At 27.6% G+C, this 18,693-nt stretch carries 15 protein-coding genes and 1 rRNA gene; 3 read left to right on the top strand and 13 right to left on the bottom strand.

All coding sequences use genetic code 11. The annotated features are described in order from the left end of the window. Positions 1-312: 312 nt before the first annotated feature. The 12 genes from ABFX13_RS13845 to ABFX13_RS13790 form a co-directional block, all read right to left on the bottom strand. Entirely contained in the window at positions 313-1,143 is an 831-nt protein-coding gene (locus tag ABFX13_RS13845; protein WP_346047013.1) for an energy-coupling factor transporter transmembrane component T family protein, read from the bottom strand. Next, a complete protein-coding gene (locus ABFX13_RS13840; RefSeq protein WP_346047011.1) occupies positions 1,140-2,846 on the bottom strand; it encodes an ABC transporter ATP-binding protein in 1,707 nt (568 codons plus the stop codon). Before ABFX13_RS13840 ends, ABFX13_RS13845 begins: the two co-directional genes overlap by 4 nt. 12 nt (positions 2,847-2,858) lie before the next feature. Next, positions 2,859-3,413 carry an ECF-type riboflavin transporter substrate-binding protein gene (locus ABFX13_RS13835; protein ID WP_147548084.1) on the bottom strand — a complete coding sequence of 185 codons (555 nt, stop codon included), beginning with the start codon at positions 3,411-3,413 and terminating at the stop codon, positions 2,859-2,861. A 264-nt stretch (positions 3,414-3,677) separates the two neighbouring features. Beyond that, complete coding sequence (locus ABFX13_RS13830; RefSeq protein WP_346047009.1) at positions 3,678-5,651, bottom strand: YgiQ family radical SAM protein; 1,974 nt, start codon at positions 5,649-5,651, stop codon at positions 3,678-3,680. A 172-nt stretch (positions 5,652-5,823) separates the two neighbouring features. Beyond that, positions 5,824-7,215, bottom strand: coding sequence for an MATE family efflux transporter (locus tag ABFX13_RS13825; RefSeq protein WP_346047007.1), 1,392 nt, complete (start codon positions 7,213-7,215; stop codon positions 5,824-5,826). A 193-nt stretch (positions 7,216-7,408) separates the two neighbouring features. Then, the gene (locus ABFX13_RS13820) at positions 7,409-7,861 is read right to left on the bottom strand and encodes a DUF2383 domain-containing protein (RefSeq protein WP_346047005.1); all 453 of its coding nucleotides are present in this window, start codon (positions 7,859-7,861) and stop codon (positions 7,409-7,411) included. 52 nt (positions 7,862-7,913) lie between these two features. Continuing rightward, entirely contained in the window at positions 7,914-9,227 is a 1,314-nt protein-coding gene (locus tag ABFX13_RS13815; RefSeq protein ID WP_346047003.1) for an aminotransferase class V-fold PLP-dependent enzyme, read from the bottom strand. Between the two features lie 211 nt (positions 9,228-9,438). Beyond that, positions 9,439-10,668, bottom strand: a complete 1,230-nt coding sequence (locus ABFX13_RS13810; RefSeq protein ID WP_346047001.1) for a 30S ribosomal protein S1 — start codon at positions 10,666-10,668, stop codon at positions 9,439-9,441. A 94-nt stretch (positions 10,669-10,762) separates the two neighbouring features. Further along, positions 10,763-11,476, bottom strand: coding sequence for a phosphatase (locus ABFX13_RS13805; protein ID WP_346046999.1), 714 nt, complete (start codon positions 11,474-11,476; stop codon positions 10,763-10,765). A gap of 144 nt (positions 11,477-11,620) precedes the next feature. Further along, the gene (locus ABFX13_RS13800; RefSeq protein WP_346046997.1) at positions 11,621-13,021 is read right to left on the bottom strand and encodes an MATE family efflux transporter; all 1,401 of its coding nucleotides are present in this window, start codon (positions 13,019-13,021) and stop codon (positions 11,621-11,623) included. A 133-nt stretch (positions 13,022-13,154) separates the two neighbouring features. Further along, positions 13,155-14,243 carry a DNA polymerase IV gene (gene dinB, locus ABFX13_RS13795; RefSeq protein ID WP_428833883.1) on the bottom strand — a complete coding sequence of 363 codons (1,089 nt, stop codon included), beginning with the start codon at positions 14,241-14,243 and terminating at the stop codon, positions 13,155-13,157. Positions 14,244-14,314: 71 nt separating this feature from the next. Continuing rightward, entirely contained in the window at positions 14,315-15,823 is a 1,509-nt protein-coding gene (locus ABFX13_RS13790) for a DUF1846 domain-containing protein (protein ID WP_187006895.1), read from the bottom strand. A 399-nt stretch (positions 15,824-16,222) separates the two neighbouring features. Here ABFX13_RS13790 and ABFX13_RS13785 point away from each other — a divergent pair, with 399 nt between their 5' ends. The 3 genes from ABFX13_RS13785 (at position 16,223) to ABFX13_RS13775 (ending at position 18,539) form a co-directional block, all read left to right on the top strand. Continuing rightward, entirely contained in the window at positions 16,223-16,543 is a 321-nt protein-coding gene (locus tag ABFX13_RS13785) for a DUF1540 domain-containing protein (RefSeq protein ID WP_346046992.1), read from the top strand. A 99-nt stretch (positions 16,544-16,642) separates the two neighbouring features. Continuing rightward, the gene (gene ytaF / locus ABFX13_RS13780) at positions 16,643-17,266 is read left to right on the top strand and encodes a sporulation membrane protein YtaF (RefSeq protein WP_346046990.1); all 624 of its coding nucleotides are present in this window, start codon (positions 16,643-16,645) and stop codon (positions 17,264-17,266) included. Between the two features lie 169 nt (positions 17,267-17,435). Next, a complete protein-coding gene (locus ABFX13_RS13775; protein WP_346046988.1) occupies positions 17,436-18,539 on the top strand; it encodes a DEAD/DEAH box helicase in 1,104 nt (367 codons plus the stop codon). Between the two features lie 49 nt (positions 18,540-18,588). Here the strand turns inward: ABFX13_RS13775 and rrf are convergent. Continuing rightward, positions 18,589-18,693 (bottom strand): 5S ribosomal RNA (gene rrf, locus ABFX13_RS13770); the annotation flags it as partial.

Here is an 18,693-nt window from a genome sequence, read left to right as displayed (position 1 = left end):
TTTAGTTTATATTCCTAATTTATCAATATATAACTTAACAAAATTAATATTTTTATATCTCTCCATTAATTTAATTATTTTTTATATAAGATTTATAATATTTTAAATTTATATTTTCATTTTTACTTAATAGTGCACTTAATGTTGGTTCTGAAACTATAACCGTATCTATTTTACCTGCTACAATAATACAATATATTAATTTTATTAATTCAGTAATTTCCTATAAATTTTAATAATTATAATTCTAACAAATAAAAATAAAAAAAGTTAACTCATAAGTAATTAATAAATTACCTTGAGTTAACTTTTTTATATAAATGGATTATAAAATCTGTTTCCATTTTTAAATGTTATATATAAAGATCCTATCAAGATTAATATAGCTAAAATTATAGCTATATAATCACTTAATTTAAATTTTCTTGAATTATACCAAGTACGTTTTCTTTTATTTCCAAATCCTCTAAGTTCCATAGCACAACTTATAACTTCTATCCTCTCTAAACTTGAAAATATTAAAGGCATAAGTATAGATGAAATATTTTTAAGACGTTTACTTAGTTTTTCTTTTCTAGACATATCTATACCTCTAGCTTGCTGTGCATAAGATATATCATGATAATCTCTTTGTATATCAGGTATATATCTTAGAGCTATTGCTACTGAATATGCAATTTTATAATTTATACCTAGTTTATTTAATGATGCTGCAAATTCACTAGGGTCCGTAGTAACTATAAATAATAAGGCCATAGGTATTGTTGCTAATATCTTTAAGTTAAAGTTTAATTGATAAAATAACTGCTCTGTTGTTATAGTATATGGTCCTATTAATTTTAGTAAATCCGTTCTAGTTCCATAAATTTCAACACCTTGATAAGGTCCTAATATAAATATAGCAATATTATTTAATATCATAAAGAAAAAAATAAAGTATACAACAAATGCTACATCTTTGAATTTTATCCTTGATATTTTAAATATTATAAGGCTTAAAATTAACATACCTATAAGAACTCTTGTATCATAAGTTATCATAGATGACATAGACCAAGCTATAAAAAATATTAATTTTGTAGCACCTGTCAAATTATGGATAGGTGAATTTTCTTTTATATATGATAGCATTGTTGTTTTCATACTCTTCTAATCCTCCTATCATATTCAATAAATTTATTTACAAAATTTTGTGGATTATCTAATTCACACCTAACTGCTAATTCATAAATAGAAGTTTCTTTTAAATTAGCTTGTTTAATAACTTCACTATTTGTTAATATACTAGCTGAAGTATCATCATCTAACTTCTTTCCATCAGCTAAAACAATAGCTCTATTAGTATATTCAAGCATCAAATGCATATCGTGTGTAATCATTATTATAGTTACACCTTTTTTATTTAACTCAACTAAAAATTCCATTATTTCATTATAATGTCTAAAATCTTGTCCAGCTGTTGGCTCATCAAGAATTATTATTTCCGGATTTAATACTAAAATAGAAGCTATTGTAACACGTTTTTTCTGACCATAACTAAGTGCTGATATTGGCCAATTACGATACTCATATAATCCACATATTTTTAATGTTTCATATACTCTTTCTTTTATATCCTCATCTTTGAAACCTCTAAATTTAAGACCTAATGCAACTTCGTCATATATCATAGTTTTGGATATCATTTGATTAGGATTTTGCATAACTATTCCAATTTTTTCCGCACGCTCTTTAATAGAATCATTAGTGATATCTCTATTATTTAAAATTATTTCTCCACTAGTTTGCTTATAAAAACCACAAATTAATTTAGATATAGTAGATTTACCTGCTCCATTTTTACCTACTATACTTACCATCTCACCTTTATTTATTTTAAATGATATATCATTTAAAATAGGTTTATCTTTTTCATATTTAAAAGATATATTTTTTAATTCTAGTAAAGTTTCGCTTTCCTTTTTAACTTTATCAACCTCACTATGATTATTCCATTTTTCAAGGCTTTCTTTACACTTACTTGTATCTATAGTATTTATATGTCCAGGTTTTATATCTGGAGTTATATTCACACCTGCATACTTAAGAGCTGTAATATAAAGTGGTTCACGAATACCACTTTTCTTTAATACATCAGATGAAATCAATTCGTCTGCACTCATGTCAGCAATTATCATACCTTCATCCATAACTATTATTCTATCAACATCACAATGAAGAACATCCTCTAATCTATGCTCTATTATAATTATTGTTTTATCAGTTTCATGTTTTATCTTATCTATAAGTTTTATAGCATTTTTACCTGTTGCCGGGTCTAAACTCGCTAGAGGTTCATCAAATAATAATATATCGACATCATCTACTGTAACTCCAGCTAAAGTAACTCTTTGTTTTTGCCCTCCAGATAAACTATATGGAGATGAATCTAGTTGTTTATCTATACCAACTAATTTTGACACTTTTTTCACCATAGATTTCATCTTACTTTGAGGCGTACAATCATTTTCTAATTTAAAAGCTATATCTTCCGCTACCGTTAAACCTATAAATTGACTATCAGGGTCTTGAAGTACTGTTCCTACCATCTTTGATATCTCAAAGATACCCATATCTTTTGCTTCTTTTTCCATTATTTTTAAGCTACCCGTACTAGTTCCTTGATAGTAAAAAGGTGTAAGTCCATTTATACAATGAGCTAAAGTACTTTTACCAGAACCCGACGGACCTACTATTAATACTTTCTCACCTTCGTATATTGTAAGATTTATATTTTTTAAAGTAGGTTTAGCTTGAACTCTATATTTAAAAGTAAAATCTTTAAATTCTATTATTTTCTTTTTCATACGAATCTCCTTTTATAGTTCTCTATCTAAACTACCCGTTGGTATCTTAGTTTTTGCATAGCTCTTTATTATAATAGTTCCTAAAACTGCTACTGTTAGTATATTTCCAATTCCACCCAAAATACCTTGTAAATATACCTTAGATGCAGGTTCTGCATAAATTAATATATCTAGTGTTGGTGCTACTACAAACCATGCTAGTGCATTTGCAATAATTTGAGTAATATTAAATATTATTATTTCCTTTTTATTAAATTCGCCTCCACTAATATTAATTTTCTTATATATAAGACCTATTACTAATCCAACTACAGCTGATGCTATAACCCAACTAAACCATGGTGATCCGTAAAATATAGCATCTTTTAAACAATGTCCTATAAAACCTATTAAAAAACCTGCAAGTGGACCATACATAAGTGCCATTAAAGCTAAAAATGCATATGCAGTTTCTATATTTGTATTTGGTATTCCTGTTGGTATAGAACCAAAACGCCCTAATATCATAAATACCGCCGATCCAATTCCTATAGCAACTATTGTTTTTATGGTAAGCTTATTTCCCATTCAATCAACCTCCTTTTCTATTAAGATTTTATATTTCTATAGATTTAAGTTGAAATTTTATACTTGTTTACATAGTATAATATTCTCTATATTTTTTTATTTTTTCATTTTTAGTCATAATTTTTATTATAAGTAATGTATCAAAAAATGTCAATTTTCAACTCTTTAAGTTGAATATAAGAAAACTTTTTCAATTATATTTTAAATATATTATACTCAATTTTATATAAATAAAAGCCTGTTTGATTAAACAGGCTTTTATATCTATCTTTTCTTTCTTCTTTGTTTGTTTGAATTATTATTTCTATCATTTCTAGATTTATTATCTCTATTGTTTTTAGTTCCACGTTTACCTTTATTATCATTTCTGTTATTTTTTCTACCTGAAGATTTTGTTGAAGAAGATTTTTCTTTATTGTAGTGATTATTTCTAGAATATTCTCCTTTAGGCTTTATTAAGCATTTTGGTCCAAATCCTATTAAATCTTCTCTTCCTGCTTCAACTAAAGCTGCATGAACTAATTCATAATTTCTTGGAGCTCTATATTGAAGTAATGCTCTTTGCATAGCTTTTTCATGTTTAGATTTTGGAACGTATACAGGTTCCATAGTTAATGGATCTAATCCTGTATAAAACATTGTAGTTGATAATGTTCCAGGTGTTGGATAGAAGTCTTGCACTTGTTCTGGCTGATACTTAGTATCTCTTAAATACTCTGCAAGTTCTATAGCTGAATTTAATGTTGAGCCTGGATGTGAAGACATTAAATACGGTATAATGTATTGCTTCTTACCAGCTCTTTCACTTAATCTAAAAAACTTTTCTCTAAATTTATCATAAGTATTTCCTGCTGGCTTTTGCATATATTGTAATACTTCTTCTGCTATATGTTCTGGAGCAACTTTTAACTGTCCACTTACATGATGTTCAACAAGTTCTTTAAAGAATTTATCATTTTTATCTGCCATTACATAATCATATCTAATACCTGAACGTACAAACACCTTTTTAACTTTAGGTAAACTTCTTACCTTTCTAAGAAGCTCTAAAAAGTCAGTATGATCCACTTTTAAGTTTTTACATGGCTTTGGATGTAAACACTGCTTATTTTTACAAGCACCTTTAGTTATTTGTTTTTCACAAGCAGCATCTCTAAAGTTTGCTGTAGGTCCACCTACGTCATGTATATATCCTTTAAAGTCTTCTAATTCTGTAATATATTTAGCTTCTTCTAATATAGATTCATGACTTCTACTTTGCACAGCTCTTCCTTGATGGAATGTTATTGCACAAAATGAACAACTACCAAAACATCCTCTTGAACTAACTATTCCAAATTTAACTTCCTCTATTGCTGGTATTCCACCCATAGCTTTATACATTGGATGATAATCCTTAGCATAAGGAAGTGCGTAAACTGCATCTAATTCTTCTCTATTTAGTGGTGGTTCCGGTTTATTTTGAACTAAATACTTATCTCCATGTCTTTGTATTATAACTTTTCCTCTGTATGGATCTTGTTCATCATATTGTATTTTAAATGCCTTAGCATAAAGTTCTTTATTTGAAGAAACTTCTTTAAATGATGGTATTTCTACATAATCATCATATATTTCATCCTTACTATCTGCAACATAACAAGTCCCATTTACATGTCTTATATACTTTGGTTCAAAACCATCATTTAATGCATTAGCTACTTCTACAATTTGTCTTTCACTCATACCATAAACTAATAAATCTGCTTGACTATCTAAAAGTATAGATTTTCTTACTCTATCACTCCAATAATCATAATGTGCAAATCTTCTTAAACTAGCTTCTAAACCACCTATTATTATTTTTGCATCTTTATATGCTTCTCTTATTTTATTACAATAAACTATAACTGCTCTATCTGGTCTAAGACCCATCTTAGCTCCCGGTGAGTATAAATCCTTATCTCTTCTTTTTTTACTTACTGAGTAGTGGTTAACCATAGAGTCCATATTTCCAGAGTTAACTAAAAATCCTAATCTTGGTTTTCCTAATTTCATAAAATCATCTGTACTTTTCCAATTTGGCTGTGCTATTATACCAACTTTGTATCCTGCATTTTCTAATACTCTAGATATTATAGCTGTTCCGAAACTATGATGGTCTACATACGCATCTCCTGTTACTAATACGAAATCTAATTGTTCCCATCCTCTATCAATCATATCTTGTTTACATACTGGTAAAAATTTATTTGTCATTTAATCACCTACTTATATGTCATATATATTTATTATTAACTATTTTGAATAAGTAAAATCAAATTTACTACTTAAGATTCTATTATACCACTAACTTACCTACTATTTATATGATTTTTTATTTCAAAAATAAAAAGTGCCAATCAATTTAATCGGCACTTAATTTATATACTTATCTTAACACAGTTTTTGTATCTATATCATGACTAGAGTTTTTATAAAGCTTATTAAATTTTAATAAATATAAATATACGCTTATCATCAATATACCTTTTATTATACTAGATATGCTTATACTCCACCAAACACCACTTAATCCTAATATTTCTGGTTTTGATAAAAAATATGCCATAGGTACTCTCGCTCCTGTTAATAAAGTCAATATGATTGATGGTATATAAGTTCTACCTATCCCCTTAAATGCTCCTGCTGTTATTATCTCTACACACATAAAAAGTTGTGAATACCCTAAAATTTTCAAATAACTAGCACCTTCTTTTATAGCATCAGCTTCATTTATAAATATAGTAAATATTTGTTTACCAGCAAATATCAAAATTGAAGTTGTTATTATTCCTAAAATAGTTGCAATACCTAAAGTTATCTTAAATCCTTTATTTATCCTGTCATATTTAGTTGCTCCATAGTTTTGCCCTACAAAACTACTTAGTGCCACAGCAATTCCATCAGCAGTCATCCATGATATAGCCTCTATTTGAGATCCTACTTTTTGTGCAGCTATAGCTACTGGTCCCCATGACGCTACTATTACTCCAAGTAACATTGAGAATATAGTAAACATACCACTTTGTATAGCTACAGGCATACCTAATTTACATAATGATTTATAATAGTCTAAACTTATCTTTCTAAAAAATTTCATTTTAAAATACTCATTATTTCTTTTTATAATCATAATTATAAAGCACATTGTAACTATAAATTGTGAAAATACCGTTGCTATCGCTGCCCCTTCTACTCCAAGCTTTGGAATAGGGCCTAATCCAAGTATAAGTAGTGGATCTAGTACTATATTAGTTATAAGTCCTATTGTATTTATTCTAAATGGATCTTTACTATTACCCATACCGTTAAATATAGCTGTAAATATAGGATTTATAAAATAAAATATCATTCCTAATGCAACTATAACCAAATATTTTTTAGACATTGATATAACATTTGCATCTCCCAAGTTAAAAAACCCTATTAAATTATCTTTAAATATTAATAGTACTAATGTATATACTAAAGATAATATGATATTTACCTCTATAGCAGCCTTTATATAAGATTTAGTTTCCTTTATATCATTTTTCCCCATACTTTGTGCTACTTGAACTTCTCCGCCTACCCTAGATATAGCAACAAATGCCATTGCTAACCATGGAAAGAAACCAGCTGTACCAACAGCTGCTACAGCACTACTGCCTGCTTTTCCTACCCATATCATATCCACCATATTATAGGCCATTTGTATAAATGATGTTCCCATTATAGGAAGTGCTAGTTTTACTAGTTTATCTATTATTTTTCCTTCTGTTAAATCTATTCTTCCCTGCAAATTTATCACCTCTTTTTTATAAAATTTTCTGAATTTACTTATTCACTACATTAATAATAGCTATACCTTATAAATATTTCTATAAATATTTACGATTTTAATAATTTAAAGATTCAAATAATTTTTAATAACTTTTCCTTAAAAATAGGTATGACCTAAATGACTTAAATCATCTAAATCATACCTTAAATTTTTATAAAGATTTATATAATTTCTCTAGCCTGTTATTTATAGATTTGTACTCACTAACCATTTCATTTAGATGTTGAAAAATACCTTTATCTAACTTCTCATTTTTATACGAATTGATTAAATTACTTCCACCTTTTATACCCATATCTATAGCATTTATTGCATGGTCTATAACTTCTTTATCATTATCTATAAAAATATCTTTTAATTTTTCAAACATGCTTGCCATTTCTCCAGCTACTCCTAATGAATTACTAGGTTCTCCTCCAAGTTTTTTTATATAAGAGCTTACTTTTTCATCTTGCTCTCTAAATATAAACATAATTCTTGTTAATTCATTTTTTATATCTTGACTTTTAGCTTTGTCTTGATAAACTCTAAATGAGTCTGCGCCCATATGAATTCCTCTTAAAAATTTATTTAATTCTTTTATTAGTTCATCATGTTTATCCATTTTATCACCTCATCATTAGTTTCCTTATAAACAGTTAGTTTATTCATATATTCTAAAATATATTGTTTACAAATTTTCTAGATCTATTTATCATAAATTCCATAGTATTTAAAAATTCATCTACTTCTTCACATGTATTATATAATCCTAAACTTGCTCGAACCATACCAGCTGCTTTACAATCTCGTTTTAATAAATCTTGAGCTGCTTCATCTGTTATTCCTAGTAATCTTCTTACATAGGTATGCGCACAAAATGCTCCTTGTCTAACTGCTATTCCTCTAATATATGATAACTTATCTGCAACAGAATCAAAATTTATTCCATCTACATTAAACGGTATAACCCCTAATCTGTCTTTACAATTTAAATCTCCATATAAGATTACCCTATCTATATCATTAAGTCCTCTTATTAATTTATCTTTAAGAAGATCTTCATGTTCTTTTATTTTATCAAATCCTATTTCTTTTAATTTATTCATAGCTGTATATAATGCTACAACACCTAAATAGTTTGGAGTTCCTGCTTCAAATCTCTCTGGCGCATTACTCCAATAAATATCATAATCAAATACTAAATCTACAGCTCCTCCACCTTTTATAAATGGCTCTTTTTTTTCTAAATCTTCTTTAAGTCCAATAACTAATCCAGACCCATATGGTGCATACATTTTATGCCCAGATAAAGCTAAAAAATCTATAGAGTCATCATTTCCTGTTCCTTTCATATTTATCTCCCTGTGAGGTGCTAGTTGAGCTGCATCAACAATTATTTTAGCGCCATATTTATGAGCTATTTTAGCTATATAATTTATTGGGTTAACATGACCTGTAACATTTGATGCTCCCGTTACAGTTACAAATTTTACTGCTCCATTATGTTTAATTAGTTCTTCTTCTATATCTTCTATATTTAATCTTCCCTTTTCATCTACTTCAATATATATTAAATTTGCATTATATCTCCATGGAAGGTCATTTGCATGATGTTCCATTCTAGTTGTAATTACTTTATCATACTTACTATTTAATAATGTATTTGCAAGTAAATTTATACCTTCTGTAGTGTTTTTTGTAAATATAACTGTATATCTGTCATCATTGTCTAAATTAAAAAATGTTTTTACATAATCTCTACACTTTTCATATATCCTACTTGAATACTCAGATTTTGGACCCTTTCCTCTCCCTATAGAGCCATACATTTGCATATGCTTAAAGATTTCTTTATCTACACATTTAAAAGGAGGTGTCGTTGCACCATTATCAAAACATATAGGAGTAGCATACGCTCCATCTGATAATTTTATTGTTAAATCTACTCCATCAAACATGTGTCTATAATTAATTTCTTGTCTATACATTCCCTTCCCCCCATAAAAAATATATAAAATTAACAATTATACTTCTTATTTAATAGTATTCAAGTTTATAAATAATGTTCATTTTTAATATATCTACTAAATTACCATATTTTAAAATATAAACTATCTTCTCATATATTATGTATGGTCTTAAAATAGCAAATAAAAAAAGAGTATTTCTTTTTTATTTTGAAATACTCTTTTTAGTAAATTATTTTAAGTCTTTAAATTTTTCTTTAAATAATTCGCCTATAGACCCTAGAGAATCTTCTGTTTCTAAGAATTCAGAATAGTCTTCTTCTGGCTCTTTTGTAGCTTCTTTTAATGAAACTACCATTTTTTTATCTTTATTTTTTATATCTATTATCATAACATCTATTTCATCTCCAACGTTTACAACGTTAGATACTTTCATTACTCTATCTTCACTTAATTCAGATATTGGTAAGAAAGCTTCTACTCCAAGTTTAACTTCAACAAATGCTCCTCTTTCTATTAATTTTAATACCTTAACATTTATTATATCTCCAACTTGCATTTCTTCTTTTACAGAATTCCATGGGTCATTATTTATATCTTTTATAGCTAATCCTATTCTTTTGTTTTCTTTATCTACATTTATAACATATACATCTACTTCTTGACCTTCTTTAACAATGTCTTCAACAGAATTTATTCTATGCCAAGCTAATTCATTTATATGAGCTAAACCTTCTATTCCACCTAAATCTATAAATGCTCCATAACTCATTATCTTACTTACTTTACCAGTTCTTTTTTGACCTACTTCAAGTGAGTTAAATAAATCTTCTTTAGCTTTTTTAACTCTAGCTCTTTCTGCTTCTTTTTCTGCTTTTATTCTAGCTCTTTTTTCTGCTTTTTCTGCATCTAATCTTTCTTGAGCTACCTCTCTATGAGATGCTACTATTCTGTTTCTTCTTAAATCCATTTCTAACATGTAAACTTCTAAATCACGACCAACATATGCAGCAGTATTGTTTACAAATTTTACATCTATTTGAGATAATGGTATAAATACAGTTTCTGTTTTATAGCTTGCAAATAATCCTTTTTCTATACTTCTTTCTACGTGCACTGTAAGTATAGTATGATTATCTAAAGCTTCTTTAAGTTCTTTTCTAGTAGCTTCTACAAAAGCTTTTTTTATTGATAAGTATATAACTCCATCTTTACGTTGTATCTTAGTTATTTCTCCACTTACTTCTTCGCCAATTTTATATTTATCTGATATCACCTCATCTTTAGCTAGTAAAAGTTCAGAGGCTGGTATAATTCCATCAAATCCATAATTTAATTCTATACGAATCTCATCATATAATACCTTAGTTATTTTTCCAATTATTATCTGACCAACTTTTAGATTACTCATTTCTTTTTCTTGTTGTTCTAAAAGTTCTTGCATAGTTTGATTGTTATCCATTAAATTTCATTCCTTCCTATGTAAACGTTTATAATTTCATATATTTACCTATTATTATATCACTAACATTTAATTCTTTATATTATTAATTAATTTACTTTGTAAAAAATATTTCTTTTATGTATTCTTCGCTATAATTCACCACTAAATTTCCTGGGAAATCTACTTCTTTTAATATTCTTTCACAATTTTCAAATGCTCCAACTTGATAATAAATATGAGCATCACTTCCTAATATAACTTTGACATTATATTTTTTACATAAATTTAATAATTCTTGTGCATTTTGAGTAGCTCCAACCCTAAAACTATTAGGTCTTAATGATGAATTATTTATTTCTAATAATGTATTAGTTTCTTTAGCTTTTTTTACAACTTTTTCATAATCTACTGGATATCTACTATCATCCAGATGCCCTATTATTTTAACTTCTTCATTTTCCATAGCACATAAAACAGCTTTGGTATTTTCTTCTTTACTTCCAGGAGATATGCAAGGTGGATGTAAGCTAGCTATTACATAATCTAGATTTCCAACTACATCTTCTGGGATATCTAGATTTCCATCAAAATCCATTATATTTGCTTCTATTCCTTTTAACATCTTTATTCCATTTATTTCTTCCTTTATAACTCCTAAATTCCCAAAGTAGAAAGGATGTGTACTCCCTGGCATCTCTGGAGCATGATCTGAAACACCTAAATATTTTAATCCTTTTTCTTTTGCTTCATCTATGTTTTCTTTTAATGTACTATATGCATGTCCACTAGCTATAGTATGACAATGTAAATCTATAATTGGTTTCATATTTAAGCCTCCTATTTATAGTTTATATTTTTAATTATATAATAATTAATTTCTTTTTATCAAAATTTTATTTAGTACTAATATACAAAATAAGCTATCATAATGAGCAAAAACTACTTATTATGATAGCTTATATAAATGTTTTTATTCTTCAGCTTTAGTTTTAGCTATTTCCACATTTACTTGACCTAAATGATTAACTGATAATGTCTTTTTATAAAATACACTAAAGCATACTACAGTAGTAATAGCAGCTAACACGTCTGCAACAGGCTCTGCCATTAATACTCCTTGTAATTTATTTTCAATAAACATAGGTAATATAAATATTAATGGTATTAATAATATTATTTTTCTAAGTAATGCTAATATCATAGATATTTTTGCTTGACCTAATGCAAGGAATGTTTGTTGGCAAGCAATCTGAGCTCCAAACATGAATATTCCAGCAAAATAAATTCTCATACTCCATGCTGTTATTGACACAAGTTCTGGATTACTATTAAATATAGATACATAAATTTGTGGAAATGCAATTATACTTACACACATTATAGTTGCATAAGTAAAACAACATGTAATTAATAACTTAAATGTCTTTCTAACTCTATCTAGTTGCTCTGCTCCATAGTTAAAACTCATTATAGGTTGCGCACCTTGAGTTAATCCCATCATAGGTAAAAGTATTATTTGCATAACACTACTTATTATAGTCATAGCTCCTACTGCTAAATCTCCTCCATATTTTGCAAGACTATTATTCATAGTTATTATAACTAAACTTTCTGTAGCATTCATTATAAATGGCGATATACCTAAAAGTAATATAGGAATAACTACTTTAATACTTGGTACAATATATTTTTTCTTTATTTTTAGTACACTTTTTTTACCAACTAAGAATTTTAATACCCAAATAGCAGAAACAAATTGAGCTGTTATTGTAGCTAACGCAGCTCCTTTTACTCCCATATTTAATCCAAATATAAATATAGGATCTAGTATTATATTTATAATTGCACCTATCATAACTGTCATCATTCCAGTTTTAGCAAATCCTTGAGTATTTATAAATGGATTCATTCCTAATCCTATTTGTACAAATATAGTTCCTATAAGATAAATACCTATATAATCATTAGCATATCCTATCGTTTTATCACTTGCTCCAAATGCCCAAAGTATATCTTCTTTAAATATCAGAAACGATATTGTTAATACAAATGATATTATTAATAATGTAGAAAAACTATTAGTCATTATTTTTTCTGCACCATCATTATCTTTTTCTCCCATTTTTATAGCTGCTAATGGAGCTCCCCCCATACCAACTAAAGCGCTAAAAGCTGATACTATCATTATTATTGGAAAAGCTACTCCAACACCTGCCATAGCAATTTCTCCACTTGGAATTCTTCCTATAAAGATTCTATCAACTATATTGTATAATACATTCACTATCTGTGCTATTATAGCAGGTAGTGCCAATTGAAATAATAACTTTGAAACACTGCCTTTCCCCAAATCCGTAGCTTGCTTCGCCATATTAACCTCCTTATTAAAATACAATTAAATCATATGATAGCATATTTCTAAGTAAAATCAAACGTTTTAGTTTAAAATATTTTTCATTGTTAATAATTTATTCTAATAAATAATTTTTGTTACTATAAATAAGTTATAACTTATCAAACAATGATATAGTAGTGTACATTTCTTTTTCTCTATCTAATAAGTTTGAGATACTTACCCCTATCAATCGAATTTGTTTGTTCTTATCTTTGATTCTTTCTATTAAAATATTACTATTTCCTAATATATCTTCATATGTATATATAGGAGTTTTTAAAGTGTGTCTTTTAGTTGCTTGTTGAAAATCTTCATACTTAACTTTTACAGTTATTGTTTTTCCAGATTTATTAAGAGAGTTTAATCTCATATATACATCTTTTACAACTTCCTTTATATGCTCATTTAATTCATCTGAATCAAAATTCACATTAGAAATAAACGTAGTTTCTGCTCCTACTGATTTTCTTTCTCTACTAACCTTTACAGGTCTATGATCAATCCCCCTAGCAAAATTATACATATCATATCCTTTTTTCTTAAATATTGTTTCTAATTGGATTAAGTCCATATTTCTTAAATCATATCCATTGTTTACTCCCATCATTTTGAGAGTTTTTTCTGTGACCTTTCCAATACCAAAAAATTTTTTTATAGGTAATTTATCTATAAATTCTTGAGCCTTTTCAGGAGTTATAACCGTCAATCCATTTGGTTTTTGATAATCAGATGCTATTTTAGCTAAAAATTTATTATAAGAAACTCCAGCAGATGAAGTTATACCTATTTCTTTATATATCTCAGATTTAATTCTTTTTGCAATTACACTTGCATACTCTATTCCCTTTTTATTCTCAGTAACATCTAAGTATGCTTCATCTAAAGATAGTGGTTCTATAATGTCAGTATATCTTTTAAAAATTTCTCTTATTTCATATGAAAGCTTGTGATATACATCAAATCTAGGAGGGACGAATATAGCATGTGGACACCTTACATAAGCAATTTTAGATGGCATAGCTGAATGTATACCAAATTTCCTTGCTTCATATGAACAAGTAGCAACCACTCCTCTACTTTCAGGACTTCCTCCAACTATAACTGGCTTTCCTCTAAGTTCTTTGTTGTCTCTTTGTTCTACAGATGCATAAAAAGCATCCATATCTATATGAATTATCTTTCTATTGCTATACAATATATATTCTCCTTATCTATTTTTAATTAAAAAACCGTATTGCAAAATGCTTTACAATACGGTTATATACAATATTAATTTTGATATAAGTTAGCTGATGGATATTCTGGATCAGAAGTTGTATCCATACCTAATTTTCTAAATGTTTGCTCATCATTTACATTTAACATAGTTGTTGAATGGGCTTGAGCTCCTTTAAGCATAGGTAATTTTTCCATTGCAGCTTGAGCTGTTGGATTTGTTACAGCACATATACTTAATGCTGTTAATACTTCTTCACAGCTTAATGCAACATTTCTATTTCCTAAAGTATTGGCTTTTAAATTGATAATTGGTTCTAAAACAACTGGTGATATTAAATGCATATCATCATTTATATCAGCAAAATGCTTAACAGCATTTAATACAGCAGCAGCTGTTGCATTCATTGTTTCAGATGCTTTTCCTGTAAGTATAGTTCCATCACAAAGTTCTAATGCAACTACAGGACATATATCATTTGGTGTATTAGAAGCTTCTTTTAACTTAGCACTATATTCTCTAGCAGGCATTACTACTTTTCTATCTTCCGGCTTTAAGTTTAATTCTTCCATTATTAAATTCATTCTATCATAAGCACCTTTATCAACTTGTCCTTTTTTGTATTCACAAGCTGTTTTAAAGTATCTTCTTATTATCTCTTGTCTTGAAGCTTCTTGAACTACTTCATCATCTATTATACCATATCCAACTCTGTTAACTCCCATATCTGTTGGTGATTGATATACAGATTCTTTTCCTGTTATTTTTTCTATTATTTTCTTTAAAACAGGGAATAGTTCTAAGTCACGGTTGTAATTAACTGATTGTACTCCATATTTTTCAAGATGGAATGAATCTATCATGTTAACATCTTTTAAGTCAACTGTTGCAGCTTCATATGCTATATTTAAAGGATGCTTTAATGGAACATTCCATACTGGGAATGTTTCGAATTTAGAGTATCCAACTTCATTTCCTCTTTTATTTTCATGATATAATTGACTTAAACAAGTTCCTAATTTACCACTATTTGGTCCTGGTGCTGTTACAACTACTATAGGTTTAGTTGTTTCTATATATGGATTAGCTCCATATCCTTCATCACTTACTATAGTATCTACATCACTTGGATATCCTTTAGTTGGAGCATGTTTATATACTTTTATACCTCTACGCTCTAATTTATTTATAAAAACTGTTGTTGCAGGTTGTCCTTCATATCTTGTTATAACAACACTGTTAACATCAAGTTCATATGCTCTTAAATCATCTATAAGTCTTAAAACTTCCATATCATAAGTGATACCGAAATCTCCTCTTATTTTATTTCTTTCGATATCCCCCGCATAAACACATATTACAACTTCTAATTTATCTTTTAAGTTTTGTAATACTTTTATTTTTGCATTTTCATCAAATCCTGGTAAAACCCTCTTTGCATGAAGGTCAAACATTAACTTCCCACCAAATTCTAAGTATAACTTATCATAATTATTAACTCTCTCTAAAATATACTTAGATTGTTCTTCTAAATATTTCTTGTGGTCAAATCCTATCTTCATTGTAATTCCTCCTAGATAAAATATAAATTTAGTAGATATTTCTTCAAAAAATTAAAAATTAAATAAAAAAAGTAAATTTAAATAGATTAAGTCTATATTTACTATAACTAAAATTATAATATCATATATAACTATAACCCAATTTAAAGTAAAATAATATCATATATTTTTATATTTTTCTAGTACATTTTTAAAAATCTACATAAAAAAAAGCTAACTCATTGAGTTAGCGCAATCGAAATATCTACTAAATATTTAATCTATTTATCTTAGGACTTACTATTCTAAATCATTTGAAGAGTATTTGCAATATATTTTTTTAATTTCTATTTAAATTTTCAGTATATTTTTTCCAACTGAAATTAATACTATATCTATATGTTAGTTGGAGGTGTTTTTTTGATTAAATGTTTATCTATAAATTGTGTTTTTAATGTTTCTGGTTTATGTAGTGCATCTGTAGTTAATATAGAAGGTTTTGATGCAAATATAACTCCAGAAACTTATTGCAAAACTTTCATAGACTCTTTAAATTCATCTAAAATAATAAATAGTACTATAGATAATACTGAAACTTCACCTAAAAATATAATATGCAGTGCATACAACTGTACATATAATTTTAGTGGTTCATGTAAATCATCTGATATACAAGTTAATTCTTTAAATAGTACTTGTGAAACATTTAAAAAAAGGTTTTATAATAATTATGAATATTAATTAAAGGCACCTAATTTGGGTGTCTTTAATACTTACAGTAACTAATTTGTCCCTTACTTAATAATATATACTAGTCATCTTATGTTAGGAGGGGATATATTGATAGAAGCTTTAATCTTAGTTTTATCTTTATGTATAGATACTTTTGTTGCTAGTATAGCTTATGGAACAGATAGAATAAAGATTCCATTTACTTCAAATATAGTAATTAATCTTGTATGTTCATTATTTTTAGGAATTTCATTATCTTTAGGGGGATTGTTCAAAGAATTTTTACCATCTACCGTAGCTTCTACTCTTAGTTTCTTTTTATTATTATCACTTGGGGTACTTAGGCTATTTGAATCTTTTTTTAAAACCTACATTCAAAAGTTTTCTAATATAGGATCTCCCTTAACTTTTAAATTATTTGATTTTAAGTTTGTGTTAGAAATATATGCCAGTGAAACTAAAGCTGATTATGATAAATCTAAAAGTCTTACCATAAAAGAAGCTATATACTTAGCTGTAGCTCTTTCTTTGGATAGTATAGCAGTTGGATTTGGTAGTAGCTTGATATCTATAAACTATTTTCAAGTTATAATGTTATCATTTTTCATAGGTGTAATGTCTTTGTTTCTTGGAGTATACTTTGGTAAAAAATTCATTGAGAAAATAGATATAAATCTTTCTTGGCTTTCTGGTTCTATGCTTATTTTACTAGCTATAATAAGATTTATATAACTCTTTTTTTATTACAACTTAAATTTAAACATATTGTATTTTTTAATATTATATATAATTATAAAATTATGTCAATAATTTATAATATAATTAGTATTAATGTGTTTATTATGATATTATTAATTAAGTTGTCAGTAATTAAATTAGCAATATTTGTGAGGTAAATAATATGAATTTTAAAGAATTAGGAATTAATGATAATACAATAAAAACCCTAAAAAAAATGGGAATAACAAATCCAACGCCTATACAAGAAGAAAGTATAAGTATAATAAAATCAGGTAAAGACGTAATAGCTGAAGCTCAAACAGGAACAGGAAAAACATTAGCATTTTTACTTCCTATATTTGAAAATTTATCATCTGAAGATAATCATATACAAGCTCTTATAATTTCACCAACTAGAGAGCTTGCAATACAAATAACCAAAGAAGCAGAAAAGCTTAGTGAAAATACTGATATTAACTTACTAGCTATGTATGGTGGTAAAGATATTGGTGCTCAGTTAAAAAAGTTAAAAAGAAATATACACTTAGTTATAGCTACTCCTGGTAGACTATTAGATCATATAGACAGAGAAACTGTAGATCTTAGTAAATTGAAAGTCTTAGTTTTAGATGAAGCAGACCAAATGTTATTTATGGGATTTAGAAATGAAGTTGAAACTATACTTAGATATACTTCTAAAAATCGTCAAATGTTATGCTTCTCTGCAACTATGGACTCTGCTGTAAAAAAATTAGCATATAAGTATATGAATAATCCAACAGTAATTAGTGTAGAAAAAGAAGAAATAACATTAACTAATATAAAACAAAATGTAGTTGAAACTACAGATAGAAAAAAACAAGATGCATTGTGTTCAGTATTAGATAAAGATAATCCATTCATGGGAATAATTTTCTGTAGAACCAAGGCTAGAGTTGATAAGTTAGAAGAAGTTCTTCATAGAAGAAAATATAACTGTGCTAAACTTCACAGTGATATAAAACAATCCCATAGAGAAAGAATTATGAAATCATTTAGAAATGCAGATATACAATACTTAATAGCAACAGATGTTGCATCTAGAGGTTTAGATATAAGTGGAGTATCTCATGTATATAACTACGACATTCCTGAAAATGCAGAAACATATATCCATAGAATCGGAAGAACAGGAAGAGCTGGAGAAGAAGGGTACACGTGCATGTTTGTAGACCCAAAAGACTACAATACATTAAAAGAAATAGAAGATGCTATTGAAATGGAGATTCCAAGAAGAGAAGTATAAAAAAGAAGTGCAAAAGCACTTCTTTTTTTTATTCTAATAAAAAAAGATTACGTGACTACGTCCTACTCTCCCAGGCGGCTTCCCACCAAGTACCATCGGCGCTAAAGAGCTTAACTTCTGTGTTCGGAATGGGAACAGGTGTATCCTCTTTGCT

The sequence above is a fragment of the Paraclostridium tenue genome, assembly GCF_039521565.1.
GTDB lineage: Bacteria > Bacillota > Clostridia > Peptostreptococcales > Peptostreptococcaceae > Paraclostridium > Paraclostridium tenue.
This window is presented reverse-complemented; position numbering and strand designations above follow the sequence as displayed.

What these genes read in the sequence shown, in the direction of transcription:
- ABFX13_RS13845 (WP_346047013.1), bottom strand. Translation starts at nt 1,143, where the DNA reads ATGAAAACAACAATGCTATCATATATAAAAGAAAATTCACCTATCCAT.
- ABFX13_RS13840 (WP_346047011.1), bottom strand. Translation starts at nt 2,846, where the DNA reads ATGAAAAAGAAAATAATAGAATTTAAAGATTTTACTTTTAAATATAGA.
- ABFX13_RS13835 (WP_147548084.1), bottom strand. Translation starts at nt 3,413, where the DNA reads ATGGGAAATAAGCTTACCATAAAAACAATAGTTGCTATAGGAATTGGA.
- ABFX13_RS13830 (WP_346047009.1), bottom strand. Translation starts at nt 5,651, where the DNA reads ATGACAAATAAATTTTTACCAGTATGTAAACAAGATATGATTGATAGA.
- ABFX13_RS13820 (WP_346047005.1), bottom strand. Translation starts at nt 7,861, where the DNA reads ATGGATAAACATGATGAACTAATAAAAGAATTAAATAAATTTTTAAGA.
- ABFX13_RS13815 (WP_346047003.1), bottom strand. Translation starts at nt 9,227, where the DNA reads ATGTATAGACAAGAAATTAATTATAGACACATGTTTGATGGAGTAGAT.
- ABFX13_RS13810 (WP_346047001.1), bottom strand. Translation starts at nt 10,668, where the DNA reads ATGGATAACAATCAAACTATGCAAGAACTTTTAGAACAACAAGAAAAA.
- ABFX13_RS13805 (WP_346046999.1), bottom strand. Translation starts at nt 11,476, where the DNA reads ATGAAACCAATTATAGATTTACATTGTCATACTATAGCTAGTGGACAT.
- ABFX13_RS13800 (WP_346046997.1), bottom strand. Translation starts at nt 13,021, where the DNA reads ATGGCGAAGCAAGCTACGGATTTGGGGAAAGGCAGTGTTTCAAAGTTA.
- ABFX13_RS13790 (WP_187006895.1), bottom strand. Translation starts at nt 15,823, where the DNA reads ATGAAGATAGGATTTGACCACAAGAAATATTTAGAAGAACAATCTAAG.
- ABFX13_RS13775 (WP_346046988.1), top strand. Translation starts at nt 17,436, where the DNA reads ATGAATTTTAAAGAATTAGGAATTAATGATAATACAATAAAAACCCTA.